This is a genomic window from Rhodomicrobium sp. Az07 (assembly GCF_018619475.1).
Lineage (GTDB): Bacteria > Pseudomonadota > Alphaproteobacteria > Rhizobiales > Rhodomicrobiaceae > Rhodomicrobium.
Window position 1 is genome coordinate 39,315 of record NZ_JAHFZG010000018.1, and the last position, 20,471, is coordinate 59,785.

Annotated in this window: 24 protein-coding genes; 8 read left to right on the forward strand and 16 right to left on the reverse strand. The window is 62.3% G+C overall.

All coding sequences use genetic code 11. The annotated features are described in order from the left end of the window. Window positions 1–118 precede the first annotated feature (118 nt). Window positions 119–1,852, reverse strand: a complete 1,734-nt coding sequence (locus KKP04_RS12945; protein ID WP_215032064.1) for an MFS transporter — start codon at window positions 1,850–1,852, stop codon at window positions 119–121. A 374-nt stretch (window positions 1,853–2,226) separates the two neighbouring features. Between KKP04_RS12945 and KKP04_RS12950 the strand changes: the two genes are divergently transcribed. Further along, window positions 2,227–3,735 carry an alkaline phosphatase gene (locus KKP04_RS12950; RefSeq protein WP_215032067.1) on the forward strand — a complete coding sequence of 503 codons (1,509 nt, stop codon included), beginning with the start codon at window positions 2,227–2,229 and terminating at the stop codon, window positions 3,733–3,735. Between the two features lie 73 nt (window positions 3,736–3,808). Here KKP04_RS12950 and KKP04_RS12955 read toward each other — a convergent pair whose 3' ends face one another. From KKP04_RS12955 to KKP04_RS12965, 3 genes are all read right to left on the reverse strand, one after another. Further along, on the reverse strand, window positions 3,809–5,452 hold the full coding sequence (locus KKP04_RS12955; RefSeq protein ID WP_215032070.1) for a Na+/H+ antiporter: 1,644 nt from the start codon (window positions 5,450–5,452) through the stop codon (window positions 3,809–3,811). Between the two features lie 116 nt (window positions 5,453–5,568). Further along, window positions 5,569–6,342: an enoyl-ACP reductase FabI gene (gene fabI, locus KKP04_RS12960; RefSeq protein WP_215032073.1), complete on the reverse strand. Its 774-nt coding sequence runs from the start codon at window positions 6,340–6,342 to the stop codon at window positions 5,569–5,571. A 416-nt stretch (window positions 6,343–6,758) separates the two neighbouring features. Continuing rightward, on the reverse strand, window positions 6,759–7,295 hold the full coding sequence (locus KKP04_RS12965; RefSeq protein ID WP_215032075.1) for a hypothetical protein: 537 nt from the start codon (window positions 7,293–7,295) through the stop codon (window positions 6,759–6,761). Window positions 7,296–7,422: 127 nt separating this feature from the next. Between KKP04_RS12965 and KKP04_RS12970 the strand changes: the two genes are divergently transcribed. Continuing rightward, a complete protein-coding gene (locus KKP04_RS12970; protein ID WP_215032077.1) occupies window positions 7,423–8,304 on the forward strand; it encodes a WYL domain-containing protein in 882 nt (293 codons plus the stop codon). Between the two features lie 29 nt (window positions 8,305–8,333). Here the strand turns inward: KKP04_RS12970 and KKP04_RS12975 are convergent, their stop codons facing one another. From KKP04_RS12975 to KKP04_RS12990, 4 genes are all read right to left on the reverse strand, one after another. After that, complete coding sequence (locus tag KKP04_RS12975; RefSeq protein WP_215032079.1) at window positions 8,334–8,582, reverse strand: DUF6496 domain-containing protein; 249 nt, start codon at window positions 8,580–8,582, stop codon at window positions 8,334–8,336. 46 nt (window positions 8,583–8,628) lie between these two features. Further along, a complete protein-coding gene (locus KKP04_RS12980; protein WP_215032082.1) occupies window positions 8,629–8,808 on the reverse strand; it encodes a hypothetical protein in 180 nt (59 codons plus the stop codon). A 191-nt stretch (window positions 8,809–8,999) separates the two neighbouring features. After that, entirely contained in the window at window positions 9,000–9,197 is a 198-nt protein-coding gene (locus KKP04_RS12985; RefSeq protein WP_215032085.1) for a general stress protein, read from the reverse strand. A 415-nt stretch (window positions 9,198–9,612) separates the two neighbouring features. Beyond that, entirely contained in the window at window positions 9,613–10,359 is a 747-nt protein-coding gene (locus tag KKP04_RS12990; protein WP_215032088.1) for a matrixin family metalloprotease, read from the reverse strand. A gap of 307 nt (window positions 10,360–10,666) precedes the next feature. Here KKP04_RS12990 and KKP04_RS12995 point away from each other — a divergent pair, with 307 nt between their 5' ends. From KKP04_RS12995 to KKP04_RS13010, 4 genes are all read left to right on the forward strand, one after another. Next, on the forward strand, window positions 10,667–11,332 hold the full coding sequence (locus tag KKP04_RS12995; protein WP_215032104.1) for a MotA/TolQ/ExbB proton channel family protein: 666 nt from the start codon (window positions 10,667–10,669) through the stop codon (window positions 11,330–11,332). Between the two features lie 36 nt (window positions 11,333–11,368). Next, the gene (locus tag KKP04_RS13000; protein ID WP_215032107.1) at window positions 11,369–11,878 is read left to right on the forward strand and encodes an ExbD/TolR family protein; all 510 of its coding nucleotides are present in this window, start codon (window positions 11,369–11,371) and stop codon (window positions 11,876–11,878) included. A 73-nt stretch (window positions 11,879–11,951) separates the two neighbouring features. Next, window positions 11,952–12,590, forward strand: coding sequence for an energy transducer TonB (locus tag KKP04_RS13005; RefSeq protein ID WP_215032110.1), 639 nt, complete (start codon window positions 11,952–11,954; stop codon window positions 12,588–12,590). Window positions 12,591–12,741: 151 nt separating this feature from the next. Further along, window positions 12,742–14,178 (forward strand): coniferyl aldehyde dehydrogenase, encoded by a 1,437-nt coding sequence (locus KKP04_RS13010; protein ID WP_215032113.1) that lies wholly within the window; start codon window positions 12,742–12,744, stop codon window positions 14,176–14,178. 41 nt (window positions 14,179–14,219) lie between these two features. Here the strand turns inward: KKP04_RS13010 and obgE are convergent, their stop codons facing one another. Further along, window positions 14,220–15,254 carry a GTPase ObgE gene (gene obgE, locus KKP04_RS13015; protein WP_215032130.1) on the reverse strand — a complete coding sequence of 345 codons (1,035 nt, stop codon included), beginning with the start codon at window positions 15,252–15,254 and terminating at the stop codon, window positions 14,220–14,222. 83 nt (window positions 15,255–15,337) lie between these two features. Further along, window positions 15,338–15,553 (reverse strand): cold-shock protein, encoded by a 216-nt coding sequence (locus tag KKP04_RS13020; RefSeq protein ID WP_215032143.1) that lies wholly within the window; start codon window positions 15,551–15,553, stop codon window positions 15,338–15,340. Between the two features lie 350 nt (window positions 15,554–15,903). Between KKP04_RS13020 and KKP04_RS15780 the strand changes: the two genes are divergently transcribed. After that, window positions 15,904–16,029: a hypothetical protein gene (locus KKP04_RS15780; protein WP_256437997.1), complete on the forward strand. Its 126-nt coding sequence runs from the start codon at window positions 15,904–15,906 to the stop codon at window positions 16,027–16,029. 42 nt (window positions 16,030–16,071) lie between these two features. On the opposite strand, the gene atpF is transcribed toward KKP04_RS15780, so the two are convergent. From atpF to KKP04_RS13050, 6 genes are all read right to left on the reverse strand, one after another. Continuing rightward, window positions 16,072–16,557, reverse strand: a complete 486-nt coding sequence (atpF, locus tag KKP04_RS13025) for a F0F1 ATP synthase subunit B (RefSeq protein ID WP_215032146.1) — start codon at window positions 16,555–16,557, stop codon at window positions 16,072–16,074. Between the two features lie 5 nt (window positions 16,558–16,562). Beyond that, window positions 16,563–17,048, reverse strand: a complete 486-nt coding sequence (locus KKP04_RS13030; protein WP_215032149.1) for a F0F1 ATP synthase subunit B' — start codon at window positions 17,046–17,048, stop codon at window positions 16,563–16,565. Between the two features lie 112 nt (window positions 17,049–17,160). Further along, complete coding sequence (locus KKP04_RS13035) at window positions 17,161–17,388, reverse strand: F0F1 ATP synthase subunit C (RefSeq protein WP_013419194.1); 228 nt, start codon at window positions 17,386–17,388, stop codon at window positions 17,161–17,163. Window positions 17,389–17,435: 47 nt separating this feature from the next. Further along, a complete protein-coding gene (locus KKP04_RS13040) occupies window positions 17,436–18,179 on the reverse strand; it encodes a F0F1 ATP synthase subunit A (protein ID WP_215032187.1) in 744 nt (247 codons plus the stop codon). Window positions 18,180–18,292: 113 nt separating this feature from the next. Then, window positions 18,293–18,637, reverse strand: coding sequence for an AtpZ/AtpI family protein (locus KKP04_RS13045; RefSeq protein ID WP_215032152.1), 345 nt, complete (start codon window positions 18,635–18,637; stop codon window positions 18,293–18,295). Between the two features lie 108 nt (window positions 18,638–18,745). Next, on the reverse strand, window positions 18,746–19,420 hold the full coding sequence (locus tag KKP04_RS13050) for an O-methyltransferase (protein WP_215032155.1): 675 nt from the start codon (window positions 19,418–19,420) through the stop codon (window positions 18,746–18,748). Window positions 19,421–19,518: 98 nt separating this feature from the next. On the opposite strand from KKP04_RS13050, the gene KKP04_RS13055 reads away from it, so the two are divergent. Further along, entirely contained in the window at window positions 19,519–20,451 is a 933-nt protein-coding gene (locus KKP04_RS13055; protein ID WP_251134098.1) for an MBL fold metallo-hydrolase, read from the forward strand. The last annotated feature ends 20 nt before the right edge of the window (window positions 20,452–20,471 follow it).

A 20,471-nucleotide genomic window follows, 5' to 3' on the forward strand; every position in this document is an offset into this window, starting at 1 on the left:
GCATGCGTACGGTCCACCGCTCTTTTACCGGAAACGAAAAAAGCCCGCGTTGTAACGCGGGCTTTTCCATTGCTTGCGGCGGAGGCTTTGAAACCGAAGGCCCAAAGACTCGCTTGCCTTAGTTGGCGATATCGCGGCCCTTCGTCTCGCGGAGGAACAGCACGCCGAGGACGAGGGTCATGATCGCCACGATGACCGGGTACATCAGGCCGGCGTAGATATTGCCGGTCGAGGCCACGATGGCGAAGGCGGTGATCGGGAGGAAGCCGCCGAACCAGCCGTTGCCGATGTGATAGGGCAGCGACATCGCGGTGTAGCGGATGCGGGTCGGGAAGAGTTCGACGAGCATCGCCGCGATCGGGCCATACACCATGGTCACGAGGAAGACGAGGTAGACGAGGATGGCAACAACCGCCCAGCTCACGCCTTCGAGCGCAGACTTGGCCGGATAGCCTGCGGTCTGGAGTGCTTGCGAGAGTTCTTTCTTGAAGCGCTCGCCCTCAACCTTGGCATTGGGGCCAGCCGCGTCATAAGACTGGATCACCGTATCGTTGATCTTGATCACGGCTGCGCCAGCCGGACCCGTTTCGTTGATGTAAGGCACGCCAGCCTTCACGAGCGACGCCTTCGCCACGTCGCAAGGCGAGGTAAACTTCGACTTGCCCACGGGGTCGAACTGGAGACGGCACTGGTCCGGGTCGGCGACGACCGTCACCGGAGAGGTGTCGATGGCCTTGGCAAGCTGCGGGTTGCCGGCGTGCGTCAGGATTTCGAACACGCCGGGATAGGCGTAGGAGCCGAGGCCGAGCGGCTTGAGAAGACCCGTCGGGTAGTAGGTGAGGATCGCGAGCAGCAGACCCGTCATGATGATGGGCTTGCGGCCGATCTTGTCGGAAAGCCAGCCGAAGAAGACGAAGAACGGCGTGCCGATCAGAAGCGCGATCGCGATCATGATGTTCGACCAGTAGGGGTCGACCTTGAGCGTCTGCGTAAGGAAGAACAGCGCGTAGAACTGGCCCGTGTACCACACGACAGCCTGACCGGCGGTAAGGCCGAACAGCGCGATGAGCACGAGGCGGCCGTTGGTCCAGTTGCCGAACGCTTCAGAGAGGGGAGCCTTGGAGGTGCGGCCCTCTTCCTTCATCTGTTTGAAGACCGGCGATTCGTTCAGGGTCATGCGGATCCAGACCGAGACGCCGAGCAGTACGATGGAGACCAGGAAGGGAATGCGCCAGAAGCCGTATTCGGCCGCGAACGAGGCAGCCTTTTCAGCGGCCGTTTCGCCCGGCGAGAAATAGCGGCAAAGAAGGATGACAATGAGCGAAAGGAACAGGCCGAGCGTCGCCGTCGTCTGAATCCAGCTCGTACGGTAACCGCGCTTGGTGGGCTCCGCATGCTCCGCCACGTAGATCGCCGCGCCGCCATATTCGCCGCCGAGCGCGAGGCCTTGCAGCAGGCGCAACACGATCAGGATGACAGGGGCCGCGACGCCGATCGTATCGTAGCCGGGGAGGACACCGACCAGGAACGTCGACAGGCCCATGATCATGATCGTGATCAGGAAGGTGTATTTACGGCCGACGAGGTCGCCGAGGCGGCCGAACACGATGGCGCCGAAGGGGCGGACAAAGAAGCCCGCCGCGAAGGCGAGAAGCGCGAAGATGAACTGACCAGACTCTGTCAGGCCGGAGAAGAAGTGCGAGCCGATGATGGCCGCGAGCGAGCCGTAAAGGTAGAAGTCGTACCATTCGAAGACCGTCCCGAGCGACGACGCAAGGACCACCTTGCGTTGTTCCGCCGGGCTTATTTCCCCGGCGGGCGTGTATGCTCTTCCTGCTGCGATGTCTGTCACCAAACCCTCCTGATTGGATATGCGTCTGTTTTCGAAAAACCGGACAAATGGCGGTTGCCGGAGACGTTTCCGGCGCGCGAATACATCGCAGATCTAGCATGGCTCCCATGCGACGGAGCTAAGACATTGGGGCTAAGACTTTGGGAGTACCGTTGAAAACATTAAAGAAAATGAGAAAAAATCCACGAGAGAGGGACGACAAGAATCGGTGAAATGACCGCGAGGAATGCGGACACGGCATGTCTGGCATAACAAATGCAAAACCTGCTTTCCGTGTCAGCGGCTCGTCTGGCGCCGACATATATCTGTGACAAGTACGCAGTAAGACCCTAGGCTCCGGCCGACCGGTTGGGCAGCCGTTGGGGGGCACGATAATGTCATTACGACTCTTCGCGTTGATCGCGTTTCTTGCGGGCATCGCAGCGATCTTCATGACCGAGAAAGAACCCGTCGTGAAGCGGGCTCCGGACAATTATTACCTCGCGGCGAAAGCCGATCTCGAAAAGATCATCGCACGTCAGCCCAATACGAGGACTGCCAAGAACATCATCCTTTTTGTCGGCGACGGCATGTCGATCCCGACGGTTACTGCCGCGCGTATCCTGGATGGACAGCGCCGGGGTATTGACGGCGAGAGCAACTCGCTCGCTTTCGAGACGCTTCTACCCTATGTGGCATTGTCGAAAACCTATACGCACGACGCGCAGGTGGCGGATTCCGCTCCCACCGCGACGGCAATGGTCTCGGGCGTGAAGTCGGTGAACGGCACCATCGGCGTCGATCAGCATGTCACGGCCGGCAACTGCGCGAGCCAGAAGGGCACCGAGGTCACGACAATCTTCGAGCTGGCCGAAAAGGCCGGGCTTTCGACTGGCATCGTGTCGACGGCGCGCATCACCCATGCGACGCCCGCCGCGGCTTATGCCAAGACGGCGGGCCGCGACTGGGAAGTCGACAGGAACCTCCCCGGCCCCGCGAAAGCGGCGGGCTGCAAGGACATCGCCGCACAGCTCATCGAATGGCCCGCAGGCAACGGTTTCGAGGTGATCCTCGGCGGCGGGCGGTCGTATTTCCTGCCGAAGGAAGTCGCAGACCCCGAAGCCGAAGGCAAGACGGGCGCGCGCGCGGATGGCCGAAACCTCGTCGAAGAATGGCAACGCAAATACAACGACGCGGCCTATGTCTGGAACAAGGCCCAGTTCGACGAGATCGATCCGGCGAAAACGGGCCATGTGCTCGGCCTTTTCGAGCGCGGCCACATGCAATACGAGGCCAAACGCGCGCAGGACAAGGCGGGCGAGCCGTCACTCGTCGAGATGACCGCCAAGGCAATCGACCTCCTCTCGAAAAACAAGGACGGCTTCGTGCTCCTGGTGGAAGCTGGCCGGATCGACCACGCTCATCACGACGGCAAGGCCGGTCTCGCGCTTCTCGACACGCTCGCGCTCGACGAGGCGGTGAAGGCCGCCTACGCCAAGGTCAATCCCGAGGAGACGCTGATCATCTTGACGGCGGACCACAGCCACGTCTTTTCCATCGCGGGATATCCGAAGCGCGGCAATCCGATTCTCGGCCTTGCGGGCTACGGCCTCGACGGCAAGCCTTACACCACGCTCGGCTATCTTAACGGGCCTGGCGCCAGGGCGAACGAAGCACGCGCCGATCTTAACGGCGTAGACACCACGGCCCTCGACTACCGTCAGCAGGCGCTGGTCCCGATCTACGCGGAAACGCACGCGGGCGACGACGTGGCGGTGTTCGCGCAAGGGCCTTCGGCGCACCTGTTTCAGGGCGTGATCGAGCAGAACATGATCTTCCATGTCATGGCCCATGCATCGGGCATTCTGGAGAAAGCGGGCGTAGAGTCGCCTTCCGCTAAGTGAGACATTTGCGGCTTATCTCCCGAACGCGCGATCAGAAAAAGGCCAACAACGGTGGCCGATTTTTCGTCCGACGTCAGGCCGACATCAGCCGCGCTTCGATGAAATCGAGTTCGTGGACGAACTTGCGCGCGACTTCCTCCGAAATCTGACGGGAACGCCTGAGGCGAAGAATCTCCACGCGCTCCGCCCTGATGGCCGCCAGACGAAGCTCGCGCTCGATCTGATAGGCCCGGCGCACCGCCTCGCGCCCCTCGCCGTCGGCTGTCTTGTCGCGGATGCGCTGACGGTAAAAGTCCCCGATGTTCGCCGCAACATCGGCGTAGAGAGCGGCGTCTTCGATAGTGTCTCCGCCGGTGCGCTTGTGCGTCTCGACGGCTCTCAGCGCGGCCTCGGCGACGAGGCTGCGGGCCTTGTCCTCTTCTTCTTCCCGCGCGGGTTCTGGCGGAAGCTGAAGTTTGCCGAGGAGAAACGGCAAGGCGATGCTGGCCACGACGAGCGAGACGATGATCACGCCCGCCGCGAGGTAGATCGCGAGGTCGCGCGCCGGGAATGGCGTCAGCCCGTCTTCCATAAGGAGGGGAAGCGAGAGCACGCCCGCGAGAGTGATCGCGCCGCGCACGCCAGCGAGCGCGGTGACAGCGACGATACGCCAGCCGGGCCGCTGCATGACCTCGCCCCGGAGCGCCGCCCGAAAGAGCGTGAAGCGAAGCGACACCCACACCCAGAGGAGACGAAGGACGATCAATGCAGCACTGATGGCAAGGACATATCCAATGAGCCATGCCGGATCGCTATGTCCCGTCTCTTGCACGGCCTTCGCCGCTCCCGCTCCGATCGTCGGCAACTGCTCCCCGAGAAGCACGAAAATGACGCCCTTCACCGCGAACTGCACCGTGTCCCACACGGCGGCCCGGCTCACCCGTGTCAGGGCGAGCGCCTGCCCCGTCTGTTCCGCGTAGCTCATGGTGATGCCGGCGGCCACCGCAGCCAGGATGCCTGAACAATGAAAGTGTTCGGCCAGCAGATAAGCGCCGAACGGAATGAGAAGGCTGATGAGGATCTGCGTGCCGGGGTCTTCGCCGAAGGTTCGGGCGAACCAGTTTTTCGAGCGTGTTACCGCCCATGTCACGCCGGTGCCGATGGCGATGCCGCCCGCCGCGAGCCAGAGGAATGTGCCCGCCGCGCCGATCAGCGAGAACGTTCCCGTGAGCGCCGCCGCAACGGCAAACTGCATGCAGACGAGGCCGGACGCGTCGTTCAGGAGCGACTCGCCTTCGAGAATATGCATGAGCCGCTTCGGAACGGGCACGCGCTGGGCGATGGCGGACACTGCGACCGGGTCCGTCGGCGATATCACAGCCGCGAGCGCGAAGGCCACGGCGAGCGGCATCGACGGAATGAGCCAATGCACGAAAAGCCCCACGCCGAGGACCGTGAAAATCACGAGGCCGAAGGAGAGTTCGAGGATGGCCGTTGCATCGCGAAACAGACCTTCCTTCGGGATTCGCCAGCCGTCGAGAAAGAGCAGCGGCGGCAGGAACAGAAGGAAGAAGATGTCCGGCTTCAGCTCCACGCCGAGATCCGCGACGGTGGCGATTGCGGCGCCGAGTGCGATCTGTACGAGCGGCAGCGGCAGCGCGACAGGAAGCGCACGCGAAACCCATCCGCTCAACACGACGGCGAGCGCGAGCACGAGGGCGGTCGTGATCGTGTCCATTTGTTCTTCGGACCTTTCCACGGCGCGAGCGGCTCGGGAGAAGCTCGTGCCGAAGCGTTGTGCGTGACCGGATGCGGCGGCGGCGAAAGCCCGCGACGCACCCGGCCCGACCTGCGTCAGGCTACCGTATGGAAGCCGTTATCGGCGAACACCACAGAGCCGTTCGTCGACGCGCCCGCATCGCTCGCAAGGAAAGCCGCGACGCGGCCCACATCTTCGATGCTGATGAGGTGATGACCGGGCGTGCGGTCGCGAACTTCGTCGAGAAGCTCGTCGAAACGTCCGATGCCGGAAGCCGCGCGGGTTTTGACCGGACCTGCCGAGATGGCGTTCGCGCGGATGCGCTTGTCGGCGAGATCCGCCGCGATATAGCGCACGGTCGATTCGAGCGCGGCCTTCACCGGACCCATGAGGTTATAGTTCTGCACGACGCGTTCCGATCCGTAGAACGTAACCGTGAGCAGCGAGCCGCCGTCACTCATCAGCGGCATGGCGAGCTTCGCCACGCGGATGAAGGAGTGGCACGAGATATCCATCGCGAGCGCGAAACCCTCCGCCGAGCAATTCACGACGCTTGTCTGCAAGTCCTCGCGCGGCGCGAAGGCGATGGAATGCAGCACGAAATCGAGGTGTCCCCATTGACGGGAGATCGTCTCGAACACCTCTTCGAGCTGGCCGGGCACGCGGACGTCGCAGGGAAGCATGATCCTCGCTCTGACCGCCTCGGCGACGGGGCTGACATACCTCAACGCCTTGTCGTTGAGGTATGTGACCGCGAGTTCTGCGCCGGCCTGGTGAAACGCAGCCGCACATCCGGCCGCGATACTGTCTTCGTTCGCGATGCCGATAACAAGGCCGCGTTTTCCGTTAAGATCGACGATAGCGGGCATGGCAATTCCTTTTCGAGTTTGAACACGTTCCTTTCGCGTTCTCCCCTGAACGTCTGCCTGTTCCGCTTTCTGATGTGCGGTTGACGGTCACTCGCGCGCCGTGTCTTGAAGTGCCGGCTTGCGCGGTGACATGCGCCCCTGGCGGGACGAGCATGGCCTCGATGGCCCTTGGACCATGTCTTCCGGTCTCCGCATTCGCCTTCCGCGAGGAGGGGAATCAGGAGCGCGTTCCTGATAACGCCCAAACCTGACAGGAATGCGATGATCGCGGCAAAATCGCGCGTCGACCGGCTCGCCCATCTTGTCGGCGAATTGTGCTCGGGCGCGGAGTTTGAGATCGTGCGGAAAGGCGGCGCAAACCTATGCGCCGGGCACTGGTCCCGTCTTCCAAGTCGGATTTGGAAAGCGGGGATTTCCTACTGCGGCAGCGAGGTCGGCGCGTCCGCGACGTGATCGCGTCTTCCCGCGCCGGCCATGTCGACAAAAAGATGTTTGCGGCTGTCGTAGTCGATGGCATGGCGGTCCATCCACGCTCGCACGCTTGCCACGCCGCAGAAGACGAGCACGCCTTTTCCTCGCCGAAGGCGATGAAGTGCTTCTCGACGCAGGAGTTCGTCGCCATCTCGCGCATCGTCCTCCATCAGAAGCGAGGCAGGAACACGCAGCTCGCCTATTCGTATGCGGCCGAACGCCTGGTATGCCGGGGCATGTTCGAGCCAGAACACATCGCCGAAGTCCTTGCAGACGGCACGCTGCGTGATGCAGACGGTGTCGAGGCTGTCGCGGCCGGATTTTTCGAGATGGCGCCGCAGTTCGGTTCTCGCTTCCTTCCCCGCGTCCCGGCGGAAGCACGACCCGGTGGAGACCTCCGAATAGACGAGCGTCGTCCGCCCGTCTCCAATGTCGATGAGCATGGCTCCGCTGGCCGCAATAATGTCGATCTTTCCCACCATGACGGCCTCACCTTTCGCCCGAAAACGCTGTCTACCCCGTTGAAAGACAAGGAGAACGAGATTATAGTTCAATTATGCGTATAATTTGACGACCCGTCAAGAAACTTGATCCGTAGGGAGAGCGAATTTGGATAAGGCGGACGAGCGCCTGCGCTGGGGCACAGAGCAACGTCTGGAGTTCATTGAGTTTCGTACCTTTTGGGAAGGGGGAATTCGCCGCGGCGACATCACCGGGCAATTCGGCGTTTCCGTCCCTCAGGCCTCCAACGATCTGGCGCTTTATCAACGTCTGGCGCCGCTTAACCTGCGTTACGATGCAAGCGAGAAGCGCTATGTGCCCACGGCCGAATTCGCGCCGCGCTTCATGAAGCCGGACGCGGACCGCTATCTCGATCAACTCTGGTGTGTCGCCGATGGGCTCATCGGCCTCGACGAGACGTGGATCGTGCGCGCGCCGGAGGCGGGCGTCGTACCGGTGCCGAGGCGCCGCATCGATTCCTCAGTTCTGAAGCGCCTCGTCGGTGTCATCAGGGATCGACGTTCCATCGAGATCCTCTATCAATCCATGACATCGAGGCGCACGGACGGACCCATCTGGCGACGCATCACCCCCCACGCCTTCGCGCATGACGGGATGCGCTGGCATGTGCGGGCCTTCTGTCACATGGATAAGAAGTTCAAGGACTTCCTGCTGTCGCGTTGCCGCGAGGTGCGCGCCGAATGCGAACCAGGCGCGGCTGCCGCCGACGATCGGCTATGGCATACGCTTTTCACGGCGGTTCTGGTTCCCAATCCCGAACTTGCGCCAAGCCAGCAGCAAACCATCGCGCTCGACTACGGGATGCAGGATGGGGAGGCCCATATTCCCGTCAGGTACGCGCTGCTCTACTATTTCAACAAACGCATGCGTCTCGACGTGCCGGCGGGCATCGACAAACCGGCGGAGCGGCCGGTCGTTGTGGCAAATATCGAGGCATTCAGGCGCGCGCTTGCCGAGGCATCGGGTTAATCAGATCGGTGCGCCTCGGCTGCAAATGTTCAGTGTCGCCCTTCCTTCTGCTGCTTGGCTGTCGCGCCCTCACGCTCCTTCTTTTTCGTCTGGCGAAGGTTTTCGCGATTTTTCTGCGGGCTGTTCCGGTTCGACGCGCCTGCCTCGTTAAGCGCGATTGCCACCGCCTGCTTGCGCGATTTGACGGGCTTCCCGCTTCCCGACTCCAGCTCGCCATGCTTGTATTCGTGCATCACGCGCTCGACGACTTCCTTCTGGTCGGCTGATTCCTTTGCCATTGGACTGACCTCCGGAGGTGAGCGGCCTCGGGCCGCTCACCGCGCTTTAACGACTGTCGTACATCTGCTCGCGGTCGCGGGTATTTTCGCTCCTGCGGACGAGCGGGGTGTTCTGGCGTTCGCGCCGCTTCTGCATGAAGCGAGCGAAATGCACACCCGCGAACACGAGCACGATGCCGAGCGTCATGAAAGCGAGTGTTGGAATGATGTATTCGTTGCTGATCAAAGGCTTTCCTCCCTGTTGGCCGCTGATTTCGGCACCCTGTCAGAGGGAGGAACGCGGGGCGATGTTGATTGATCCGCAAAAAAGGCGTTTTTGCAAAAAGACCAACGCCATTGTGTCAATAATTAATTTAAAATACTTTGCAATCCGGGCAAAAAAAGCGGCGGATCGAACCGCCGCTCCTTTCTCTAACCTTACTTATTCTCGTGGCTCTGTTGACCAGCTTTCACATGCTGCTCGTGCGTTCCGCCCTGCGGGGAACGGCTATCCTGGCCACCCTGTGACTGTCCGCCGTGGGACTGCTCGGCACCCTTCCTGCCTGCTTCGGAGGCGCGCTCCGGATTGTCCTTGAAGTTACCGAGATTTTTATCCTCAGGCCGTTTTTCTTCCATGACGTACACTCCCAACTGGAACATGCGACTTTGTTTTCGTATCGCGTAGGAAGGAAAGGCGCTGGAGCGCGGTAGGTTCCGTGGAGAGGTTCGGAAAAGTATCGTCTCGGCCTGACGTCGCAGTCAGGAAAGTATTTCGAACGATAGAAGAAGGCGCGTTTCAATTACTGCGGATGGTTCGGCGAATGCTGGATGCGTCTTCGCATTTGTGACGCCTGCGGATGAAACCAGAGTTCTTATCCTTTGGAGTGTGACGCCTGACTTGGCCGTATGCGTCCTACTGTGACGATTGCTACGCGGTGCCGGAATTGTCGCTTTCGGGACAGAAGGGAACCTTCGCGGCGTCCTGACCCGAGGCAAGAATAAGGCGGCCAAGGCCGCCCTTTCATTGCCGGAAGGATCGGGAACGCGTCGCTCAACGGCTCGCGGGCGCGCCATAGAGGCGTTGCACACCCGCGATGTCGGAGGGCTGCAACGTCCGCACCCGCTCATCGTAGCGATAGCCCATGATCGCGCCCGTCGCGTCGGGATGGTCGAGGCCGATGGCGTGGCCCACCTCGTGCGTGAAGGTGTGACGGAGGTCGTATATATTGAGATTTCCGTCGAAGCCGATCTTCCAGGGCGATTTCGGATTAAGGCAGACATAGGCCTGCTCGATCGCGACGGCGTCGCCGCCATGGGCAATCGGCGCGCGTCCGCTCTGCGCTCGCATACCAGGCTTGCCGAGCGCCATGGCTACGGGCGTGGCGACGCCCTTTTCGCTGCGATAGCTGAGATTGGCGAAGGCGCGCCCTCCGGGATCGTCCGCCGCACCGATGACGATCTTGGCCGCGCCAGGATCGGAAACCTCTTCGAACGCGATGTTGGCGGCACTCTCCCAGGTGCGCAGGGCCTCGCGCAGCTCGCTCTTTGCGGCCTGCTCCTTCACGTCTGGCGAAACCGCAACGATGTCGGCGAACGGGCGCATACGCGCGCAATTGCTTGGGCTGAGGATGCTTCGATTGCTTTGGACCCTGTACGGTGCGGAAAGAAGTGTATAGGTGATAACGGTCTTCTTGCCCGGTTCTTCCGGCGACCAGCGCATGGGGCGGTCATCCACCTGCAAGAGCACCCCAGCCTGTGTTGCTTCCGCATTTCCGACGCAAAGCGCCAGAATGCCCATCAGCAAAGCTCGTCTCATTTCAACCTACTTACTTCCCCTGCCCCCGCAGGATTAAGCGACACCGCCATTTACTCACGCTTAACGCTAATAAATCAAGAACGTGATTGGCCACATGGTGAATGCAAACCTTGGGCCAAACCCGGCGACCGCAGTCTGTTACGGCTTGTGAGGGGAGAAATCCGACTTGTCCCGGTCGTGTTTTCGCGGAAGCCAAGGTTGCGAAGTCGTGCCTCATGGGGCATAGCTTCAGGTGCGGTGGCCGCCTTGCCGGCCTGCGATCCGAACGCAACTTCCAAGAGAGAGCAGCATGGATCATCTCGCGATTGGCGACCTGTTAGCAAATGCCGATCCCGTCGTCAAAGGTGTGATGGCGATTTTGGTTATTGCGTCCATCGCCTGCTGGACGATCGCGATCGAAAAGCTGGCACGCTTTCTCGCCTTCTCCAGGGAAGTCGCCGCGCTTGAGCGCGCAAATCCGGCGGGCGGCGCGTCGCCCTCATGGCTTGTCGAGCGCATGCGCCAGATCGTGGACGAGGAGCCCCGCTCCAGTGGCGAACGGCCGTCCGAGTTCAGCGCGCGGCTCGAAAAAAGCTTGCATGTCGAAGCGGCGGCGCAGTTGCAGCGCCTCCAGGCCGGGCTTCCCTTCCTCGCGACGGTTGGCTCGACCGCGCCTTTCGTCGGCCTGTTCGGCACCGTGTGGGGCATCATGCGAAGCTTCGCGGGTATCGCGGCGGCAAAGGATACGAGCCTCGCCGTGGTGGCGCCGGGCATCGCGGAAGCGCTGTTCGCGACGGCTGTCGGCCTTTTTGCTGCCATCCCCGCCGTCATCTTCTACAATCAGAGCAATGTGATGCTTGGCCGCGTAGCCGAGCGCCTGTCCGCCGCCTCGACGCGCTTCGCGAAGCTCCGGGTTTACGGGGCGGGGCAAGGCGAAGCGCCGCGCGAGCCTGTGCTGGCTCAGGCGGGGCGCTGAGATGGTGGTTCGGTGCGCCGACAGGGCGAGGGCTGAATGGCAGGTTTGATCCCCGGAGATGGGTCGTCGCGCCCGCAATCGAAGATCATGGCCGACATCAACGTCACGCCCATGGTGGACGTGATGCTCGTGCTGCTGGTGATCTTCATGGTGACGGCGCCGCTGCTTATGGCGGGCGTGCCGGTGCAATTGCCGAAGACGTCCGCGCAGAAGATCGCCAAGCCCGAAAAACCCGTGATCGTGTCGCTTACGGCCGAGCGCCGCCTGTATATCCGCGACGAGGAAGTGAACGCCGGTTCGCTGATCCCGCGCCTGTCTTCGATCCATGCGGCGGAAGGCGACGGCTTCGTGTTTCTTCGCGCCGACAAGACGATCCCTTACGGCGAGGTGATGGAGCTTCTGGGGCGCCTCGACGCGTCGGGCTACAAGCGTATCTCGCTGTTGTCGGAGGCGTCCGCCGAAAGCGCGCCCGCTGGCTCGCTCCCTCAAAAAGACGCGGCAGCCCCGCAGGCCTCGCACGGTCCGCATCCGCCCGCGCCGCGCTGATCCGATGACCCGCGTCCGCCTCGCATCCGCGCTTGCCGCACTCGCCCTCCATGCAGCGCCCTTGGCGTTGCTGATGACCGGCGCCCCAGACCTCGACACGAACGCGATCCAGTCCGGCGCGGGGTTCGACGACCTGACCATCGTCGCCACCATCTCGCTCGACGATGTGGAAAGCATCGGTCCCGATGCGGTGAACATTGAGCAGAGCGCGGCGTCGGCCGGAAGCGAGCAATCGCCGCCGCCCGAGCCGGAGCCGGTGCAAGAGGCCGAAAAGATCGAGGTGCCGCAGGAGGAGGCCGAGGTCACTCTGCCGACCAAGGAGGAGGAAAAGCCGGAGAAGCCGCAGGAGCGAGCGCCGTCCACACCCGCGCCTTCGAGCGCGGCGCAGGACGAAGCCCGCGCATCGACACGCGCCTACGAGGCCCGCCTCGCCCAGCTTCTCGCCGCCTATAATCAAAAGGTCCATCAGGCGCTCATGCGCAATGCGGCCCGGCCGAAGAACCGGGAACGGGGTCGCGTCCTGCTCGAACTGACCATCGCGCCGACGGGGGAGCTTTTATCGCACCGCGTGGTGAAAAGCTCGGGCGCGCGCGATCTCGACGAGACGGCGATGGCGTCGCTGAAGCGCGCTGCGCCGTTCCCGCCGATCCCGGCCGACATCGCGAAAGGGCCGCGCACGCTGCTTGTGCCGTTCGATTATTCGTCGAACTGAAGTGTCGGCCCATTTGCCCTTCGCGGCGCGATGCCTGACGAAACTGTCAGAAAGCCCCGGAGAGCCTTTTCAGGAGTGGGCGTTCATCCTATCTTGCCTGGAAATGCCGCTGATCGCGTCATTGGTGGCGGCAATGCGGGAGGACGGCAGCATGACCACTCTTGAGGCTCCGGATGTCAAACCGCAGACCCGCCTTGCCGAGGTTCTGGATCTCCAGCGCGCGGCCTTTCTGCGCGACGGTGCGCCGAGCCTCAACGAGCGCCGCGACGACCTCAAGCGCCTTATCGCCGCAATCAAGGAAAACGTCGACGCCATCGCGACGGCCATTTCCGCCGATTTCGGTTCGCGCTCGAAGCAAGAGTCGATCGTCGCCGATACCTGGCCCGTGGTGGCGGGCGCACGCAACGCCGCGAAGCACTTGCCGGGCTGGATGAAGCCGAAGAGCGTCGGCGTCGGCATCGAGCTTCTGCCGGGGCGGGGGCGTATCCTTTATCAGCCGCTTGGTGTTGTTGGCATCGTCAGCCCGTGGAACTACCCGTTCCAACTCGCTATCGCGCCGCTGGTCGCGGCCCTCGCCGCCGGCAATCGTGTCATGCTGAAGCCATCGGAGTTGACGCCGCGCACGTCGGAATTTCTGGCCGGGTTTCTCGCGAAGCTTTTCCCGGAAGAGAAGGTCGCGACGGTGCTGGGTGGCCCCGAAGTCGGCGCGGCGTTTTCCGCGCTGCCTTTCGATCATCTCTTCTACACCGGCTCGACCGAGATCGGCCGCCGCGTCATGCGCGCCGCCGCCGAAAACCTGACGCCGGTCACGCTCGAACTGGGCGGCAAGTCGCCGTGCATCATCAACGCTGACGCAGACCTCGCCGCCGCCTGCCGAAGCATCGCGTTCGGCAAGCTTCTGAACGCCGGACAGACGTGCATTGCGCCCGACTACGCGCTGGTCCCGAAGCCGATGCTCGGCGATTTCGTCGCGGGTCTCGAAGCCGCGATCCGCGCGCTTTACCCCACGCTTCGCGACAATCCGGACTACACAAGCATCGTGAATGCGCGTCACTATGCCCGTATCGCGCGGCTCGTGGATGAGGCGCGCGAGCGCGGGGTGCGCGTCGTGGAGATCAACCCGGCGGCTGAGAAGCTCGCGCCCGAGGCCCGGAAATTCGCGCCCACACTGGTTGTGGACCCGCCCGCCGACCTCGCAGTGATGCGCGAGGAAATTTTCGGGCCGGTGCTCCCGATCCTGTCATATGACGCGTTCGACGACGCCATCGCGTTCGTGAACGCGCGTCCGCGTCCGCTTGCGTTGTACTATTTCGGCGTGGGTACGGCGGGCCGCGACCGCGTGCTTGCGCGGACCACATCCGGCGGAGCGGCGGTCAACGAAACGCTACTGCACGTCGCGGCGGAGAACCTGCCGTTCGGCGGCGTCGGTGCTTCCGGGATGGGCGCCTATCACGGCGAGGCCGGGTTCCGTACATTCAGCCACGCGAAGAGTGTGTTTTTGCAGAGCCGCCTCAACGCGACCAACCTGCTGCACCCGCCCTATGGCCGCGCCGCTGATTTCATGCGCAAGTTTCTGGTCGGGCGATAGCGGCGCGGGGCGTTTTGCGCCCACGAGTTGCCGGGCGCTCGCTATAGCTCAGGCTGCCAGGCGGCGGGGGCGGCCTTCTCGTCGCGCGCCGGCTCGCGGATGATTTTCCCGAGGCGCAGCAACGCGTCCCTCACACCCGCTCCCGAAACGCCCGATATGAGCAGCGGGTTCTTTCGCGCGACCGCCTTGAGCGCGGCGGCCTTCTCGGCGGCGACCTCCGGCGTCACCGCATCGCATTTTGAAAGGGCGACGATTTCGCGCTTTCGCCCGAGGCCCGCGCCGTAAGCCTTCAATTCGCCGCGGATCGTGCGATAGGCCGCCGCGACATCGGGTTCGGTGACGTCGACGAGGTGCAGGAGAACGCGGCACCGCTCGACATGGCCCAGAAAACGGTCGCCGATACCCGCGCCTTCATGCGCGCCCTCGATCAGGCCGGGAATGTCGGCGAGCACGAAATCCGTGTCGCCCGCCTTGACGACGCCGAGGTTGGGATGGAGCGTGGTGAAGGGATAATCCGCGATCTTGGGCTTTGCCGCGCTGACGGCCGCCAGAAAAGTGGATTTGCCTGCGTTAGGCAGCCCGACGATGCCCGCATCGGCGATGAGCTTCAGCCGAAGCCAGATCGTCAGCTCTTCGCCCTGTTGGCCGGGATTGATCCGCCGGGGCGCGCGATTGGTCGACGACTTGAAATGCGCGTTGCCGAAACCGCCATTGCCACCCGCCGCGATCAGGGCGCGCTGGCCCGGCGTAGTGAGGTCCGCGATCAGCGTTTCGTTGTCTTCGGCGAAGACCTGAGTGCCGGGCGGCACGCGCAGAACCGTGTCGGAGCCGCTCGCCCCGTGCCGATTCGCGCCCTCGCCAGGGCGGCCGTTACCGGCCTTGAAGTGCTGCTGGTAGCGAAAATCGATAAGCGTGTTGAGGTTCGTGACGCATTCGACATACACGTTACCGCCGCGCCCGCCGTCCCCTCCATCGGGGCCGCCGAACTCGATGAACTTCTCACGCCGGAAAGAGAGGCACCCACTGCCTCCGTCTCCAGAGCGAATGTAAACTTTTGCCTGATCAAGAAATCGCATAGCTCGCAGTTAAGGAGATTTGCGCTCCGACGCAAGCGACACGGTGAGGTTTTTCAACCCCGCAGGAGGATTCGCCGATTTGGTTAGTCGGCGCGCTCAAGATTGACCGCCTTCGGACCTTTGCCCTTGGGGTCCGGCTGGGTTTCGTAAGTCACCCGCATGCCCTCGTCGAGCAGCCCGACGCCCGAGCGTTCGACCGCAGAGATGTGAACGAACACATCCTTGCCGCCCTCGTCCGGCGTGATAAAACCGAAGCCCTTCGCCTGATTAAAGAATTTGACCGTTCCGGTCTGGCGCATGGGATGACACTCCTCTTCCCCAACGAACAAAACATGGTCTCGCGCCATGTTTTAACCTATGCGAGCAAGCGGTATCGGGGGAAGTCATGCGTATCCTGGTCCGCTATTGCGGCATTCTATTAAACGCGCAGTTCCACGGGTTCCGATATTTGCCCGATTGCGGCGGATTATGCGCGAAAGGCCCGAATTCGTAAAGTGTCGAGCGATAAGTTTTCAAACACTTTTGGACAACTTGCGACGACTGGTGCTGAACAGCATCAGTTATTCGGGCTGTAGTCCGAGGGGAATAGGTCGTCTTTTTCGCGTGGGCGGCGGAACTGTTCCCCGCGAAACCGGGGAGGAGCGAGCCAGTGGGGTCCGGCGTGGCGTCCGGCGCGGCGGCCGAAACGAAAAACACCCGCCGTATCGCCACGGCAGGCGCTCAGGTCGATGTCGAGCGGGATAGCAATGCCAGCTCGCAGGATTCCGACATTTGAGCGGGAGCCTCGCGGCACCCGTCGCCATAATGTCAAAATCGACTAGTGAAGGCGCTTCTTGATGCGGTCAAGACTGGTGGCGATTGTGTCGTCGGCGATCTTGCCGGTAACCTTGTGCTGAAGAAGCTGTTCCGCAGCTGAAACCGCGAGTTCTGCCGCTTGCGCTCGGATCTGTTTGCGAGCCTTTTCCTCTTCAAGCTTGATCTTCTGCTCGGCGACGGTCAGGCGCCGGGTGATCAATTCATCGAACGAAGCCCGGGCTTCCGAAGCGTAGGCGGCCGCTTCCCGCTCGGCCTGAGCGATGATTTCCTGCGCTTCGACCTCTGCGTTTGCCGTCCGGCGCCTGTAATCCGCCAGAAGCGTCTCGGCCTCGGCGCGGAGCTTCCTCGCTTCTTCCAGCTCCCGGCCGATGGCGGCGGAACGCTGGTCAAGCGCTTTCAAAGCCATTCCGGGAACGTTGTAGTAAAGGATGAGGCAGATGAAGAGCACGAAGGCAATAGCAACCCAGACTTCAGGATCCATCAACATGCTATCTACTCCTTCGATCTCTGACGAAGCGCATCGCGAACCTCGTTTTCGGTGACGTCGATGCCCGCCAATTCCTTGACGATGTCGCTGACCACATCTGCGGTCATGGCTTCCATCTGGCCGGACGCCTTTTCGAGGACGGCCTTGACCTTTGTCTCGGTTTCAGCGGCCTTGGCCGCAAGCTCCGTTTCGAGCACCCGCCGCTTTTCGCCAAGTTCGGCTTCGAGCTTTTCGCGAGCGCTGCGGATCGTCCCGTTGCCCTTCGCCTTGGCGTTGGCGAGTTCGGTCTCGTAGCGTTGAGCTTCCTGATCGGCCGAAGCCTGAGCCTCGCGAGCGGCCGAGAGATCACCGCCGAGTTTCGTCTTGCGGTCGGCAAGCACTTTCGCAATGCGCGGCAGCGCGAGGCGGGAAAGCGCGATATAGAAAAGCGTGAAGATGATCGCCAGCCAGATCAACTGGGGTGCGAAATCGCCGGGTTGCAGTTGTGGCATGGAAAAGACCGCCTGTGCGCTAAGAGACGGCGCCTCTGGAGACGGATCACCTCATCGGGTTGCCAGGCAATCCGATGGGACCATACTCCCGGGCGCCGCCAGTCTTCGATGATTAGAACACGAACAGCAGGATAAGGGCGACCACGAGGCCGAACAGACCCGTCGCTTCGGCCAGCGCAAAGCCGAGAAGCAGGTTCGGGAACTGGCCCGGAGCGGCGGACGGATTGCGAAGCGCGCCCTGCAGGAAGTTGCCGAAGATGCTGCCGATGCCGATGCCGGCGCCGATCAGGGCCGAGCAGGCGAGGCCCGCGCCGATGAGCTTGGCTGCTGCTGGATCCATAACGAAAATCTCCTATTCGATCGTTCGGTTGAGTGGCTGGGAGTTAATCAGTGCGAACCCGCATGAAGTGAGTCGCTGAGGTAGATGCAGGACAGCACGGCGAAGACGTAGGCCTGCAGGAAGGCAATCAGGATTTCGAGGCCCATGAGAAGGACCATGAAGATCAGAGGAACGCCGCCAGCGGCCAGACCGACATTCACACCCAGCCCAACCACGAAGCTGCCGAATACGGCGAGCATGGTATGGCCAGCCATCATGTTCGCGAAAAGTCGAACGGAGAGGCTGATGGGGCGCGTGAAGTAGGAAATGACCTCGATGACCGAAATCAGCGGCAGCAGCGCGATCGGCACGCCGGACGGCACGAACAGCTTGAGGAAGCCGAAGCCGTGCTTGAAGATACCGATGAGCGTGACGCCGAGGAACACGAAGGCCGCGAGCGCGAACGTGACGATGATGTGGCTCGTCACCGTGAATTGCCCGAGGCCCGGGATCGGGATCATGCCGAGCAGGTTCAGCGAAAGGATGAACATGAACAGCGTGAAGATGATCGGGAAATAGGGCATTCCCGACGTCCCGGCGTTCTGGCGCACCATGTTCGCCACGAACTCATATGAAATCTCGCCGAGCGATTGAAGCCGCCCCGGCACAAGCTTCGCGCCGGCCGTGCTGAAGACGAGAAACGCCGTAACGAGCGTCGTCGCAATCACCATCCACAGCGACGCGTTGGTGAACGAAGCGTCGTAGCCGAAAAGTTCAATCGGCGTGTAGCGGTTGATGACGAACTGGTGCATGGGGTCGAAGCCCCCGCCGCCGTGCTGGCCGCCTTCTTCCGTGGCGGCGTGCGCCGCACTGATAAACCAATCGATCATAGCAATCCCTGCCGAGCCGGATGTCTCAGCCGTTTCTACTTGCCGCCCATCCTCCGGGCCTCACGGATCACGTTCAGGAACCCGGCAGCGATGCCGAGAAACAGGAACACCACTACGAAGAAGCGGGTGTCAAGCCACTGATCCAAGACCCAGCCGATAAAGCCCCCTACGAACACACCTGCCACCATTTCGGTGGAGATCTTGAACGCCCTCCCGAGCATGGAACTGCGTTTTTCCAGTTCCTCGTCGGACATGCCCTCGCGCTTGTTGCCCTCCGGATCGAGCTTTCGTTCCAGCTCCCTGAGCCGCTCTCGCAAGCTCTCGCTTGTCTCGGGCAAACCTTTTCGCTTGCCCGGATCGCCGTCGCCGGAGGGATTCATGGAAGCCCGATCGCGTTAGGAATAATAAGCGCGTATAAAATTTCAGGTCGTTTCTAAGCTACGCTACAAAGCGAAGTCAACCGCCGCGTTGCGCTGCGGCAAGGAATTTCACCGCGCCTCCCGCACAACCGCAAGGGCGAGGCCGTCATGAGACTTCACGCCCACCGTCTGGATGATGGTTGCGTCGACGGCCGGATGAGCGGCAAGCGCGTCGGAAAAGCGCTTCACGCCCGCCACAGCCGGGATTTCCGCGCGAGCCGGATCGATAACCGCGCCATGGCGGATGACATTATCGGCGACGATCATTGTGCCCGGTTTCGAGAGCCGCAAGGACAACTCGAAATAGTCGAGATAGGGCTCCTTGTCGGCATCGATGAAGATGAAGTCGAACGGCGGCTCGCCCGAGGCAATAAGGCGCGGCAGGATGTCGAGCGCTGCGCCCTCCCGAACCTCCACCTTTCCGGAAAGGCCGGCGCGGGCGAGGTTTGTCCGCGCGACAGCCGCGTTTTGCGCATCGAGTTCCAGCGAGAGCATGCGGCCTTCTTCGGGAAGGGCGCGGCCGAGCCAGATCGCGCTGTAGCCGCCGAGGGTGCCGATCTCCAGAATGCGCCGCGCGCGCACCGCCTTCGCGAGCACGGACAGCAGCCGCCCGAGGACGGGCGAGACGCTGATTTCCGGCATCCCCGCCGCCTTCATGTCTGCGACTGCTGCGGCGAGCGCTTCGTCCTCCTTCGCGAACAGACCCTCGATATAGAAGTCGACGGCGGAGAAGATGTCGGTCATCGGAGACTCCTTGCGTTTTTGACGAGCGGGGTTTTGCATTGACAAAAGCGGCCCGTGCTCAAAGCTCTTCGTAACGATCCGTTATTCTAGAGGCATCCTTGACGAACCCGAACCACAAGACGCCGTCCTTTTCCCGGGAAATGCGATTCGAATACGGCAAGCTGGAGCGGATCGCGCCCGGCGTTCGTCGTATCGTATGCGAAAATCCGGGACCGTTCACCTTCAAGGGCACGAATATGTATGTGGTCGGTGAGGGGGATGTCGCCGCAATCGATCCCGGACCGGCGGATGGCGCGCAGATCGACCTGCTGCTCGCCGCGCTCGGGCAGACGGGTGAGCGGGTGGCGCACATTGTTCTGACGCATTGCCACGCCGATCACAGCGGCGCGGCGGCGGCGCTGAAGGAGCGAACGGGAGCGCCGACTTACGGGATGGCGCGCAAGGCCGACGATCCGATCATCGGCAAGCGCGGGCCGTCCGGCGGCGGCTTCGTGATTCCCGTCGCTTTCGACGTGCCGCTTCGCCATGGCGATACGTTGCGCGACGCGAGCTTCGAACTCCATGCGGTGCATACGCCGGGACACGCGCCGGATCACCTCTGTTTCCATCTCACGGACGGCGACATTCTCTTCTCGGGCGATACGGTGATGGGCTGGAACACGAGCGTTGTCGCGCCGCCGGAAGGTAACATGGGCGATTATCTCAGGTCGCTCGACATGCTGATCGGACGCAGGGAGTCCGTTTATTTTCCCGCGCATGGCGGGCCGGTGCATGAACCGCAGCGCTTCGTTAAGGCGCTGATCTTCCACCGCCGCTGGCGCGAAATGGAGGTGCTCGAAGCCCTGCGGGCAGGCGCTACGAACATTGGCGACATGGTGCCCCGCATCTACAACAGTCTTGAGCCTGCGCTCATTCCCGCCGCCGCGCTGTCGGTGTTCGCGACGCTTGAACATCTCGTCGAGAAGCGGATGGTGGCGGCAACAAGGCCCGGCGCGCTCGACATGGCGCAGGAGTTTGCGCTTCTCGCGTGAGCGCCGACTCGCGCGCTTGG

What these genes read in the sequence shown, in the direction of transcription:
- KKP04_RS12950 (WP_215032067.1), top strand. Translation starts at nt 2,227, where the DNA reads ATGTCATTACGACTCTTCGCGTTGATCGCGTTTCTTGCGGGCATCGCA.
- KKP04_RS12955 (WP_215032070.1), bottom strand. Translation starts at nt 5,452, where the DNA reads ATGGACACGATCACGACCGCCCTCGTGCTCGCGCTCGCCGTCGTGTTG.
- fabI (WP_215032073.1), bottom strand. Translation starts at nt 6,342, where the DNA reads ATGCCCGCTATCGTCGATCTTAACGGAAAACGCGGCCTTGTTATCGGC.
- KKP04_RS12965 (WP_215032075.1), bottom strand. Translation starts at nt 7,295, where the DNA reads ATGGTGGGAAAGATCGACATTATTGCGGCCAGCGGAGCCATGCTCATC.
- KKP04_RS12975 (WP_215032079.1), bottom strand. Translation starts at nt 8,582, where the DNA reads ATGGCAAAGGAATCAGCCGACCAGAAGGAAGTCGTCGAGCGCGTGATG.
- KKP04_RS12985 (WP_215032085.1), bottom strand. Translation starts at nt 9,197, where the DNA reads ATGGAAGAAAAACGGCCTGAGGATAAAAATCTCGGTAACTTCAAGGAC.
- KKP04_RS12990 (WP_215032088.1), bottom strand. Translation starts at nt 10,359, where the DNA reads ATGGGCATTCTGGCGCTTTGCGTCGGAAATGCGGAAGCAACACAGGCT.
- KKP04_RS12995 (WP_215032104.1), top strand. Translation starts at nt 10,667, where the DNA reads ATGGATCATCTCGCGATTGGCGACCTGTTAGCAAATGCCGATCCCGTC.
- KKP04_RS13000 (WP_215032107.1), top strand. Translation starts at nt 11,369, where the DNA reads ATGGCAGGTTTGATCCCCGGAGATGGGTCGTCGCGCCCGCAATCGAAG.
- KKP04_RS13005 (WP_215032110.1), top strand. Translation starts at nt 11,952, where the DNA reads ATGACCGGCGCCCCAGACCTCGACACGAACGCGATCCAGTCCGGCGCG.
- KKP04_RS13010 (WP_215032113.1), top strand. Translation starts at nt 12,742, where the DNA reads ATGACCACTCTTGAGGCTCCGGATGTCAAACCGCAGACCCGCCTTGCC.
- obgE (WP_215032130.1), bottom strand. Translation starts at nt 15,254, where the DNA reads ATGCGATTTCTTGATCAGGCAAAAGTTTACATTCGCTCTGGAGACGGA.
- KKP04_RS13020 (WP_215032143.1), bottom strand. Translation starts at nt 15,553, where the DNA reads ATGCGCCAGACCGGAACGGTCAAATTCTTTAATCAGGCGAAGGGCTTC.
- atpF (WP_215032146.1), bottom strand. Translation starts at nt 16,557, where the DNA reads ATGTTGATGGATCCTGAAGTCTGGGTTGCTATTGCCTTCGTGCTCTTC.
- KKP04_RS13030 (WP_215032149.1), bottom strand. Translation starts at nt 17,048, where the DNA reads ATGCCACAACTGCAACCCGGCGATTTCGCACCCCAGTTGATCTGGCTG.
- KKP04_RS13035 (WP_013419194.1), bottom strand. Translation starts at nt 17,388, where the DNA reads ATGGATCCAGCAGCAGCCAAGCTCATCGGCGCGGGCCTCGCCTGCTCG.
- KKP04_RS13040 (WP_215032187.1), bottom strand. Translation starts at nt 18,179, where the DNA reads ATGCACCAGTTCGTCATCAACCGCTACACGCCGATTGAACTTTTCGGC.
- KKP04_RS13045 (WP_215032152.1), bottom strand. Translation starts at nt 18,637, where the DNA reads ATGAATCCCTCCGGCGACGGCGATCCGGGCAAGCGAAAAGGTTTGCCC.
- KKP04_RS13050 (WP_215032155.1), bottom strand. Translation starts at nt 19,420, where the DNA reads ATGACCGACATCTTCTCCGCCGTCGACTTCTATATCGAGGGTCTGTTC.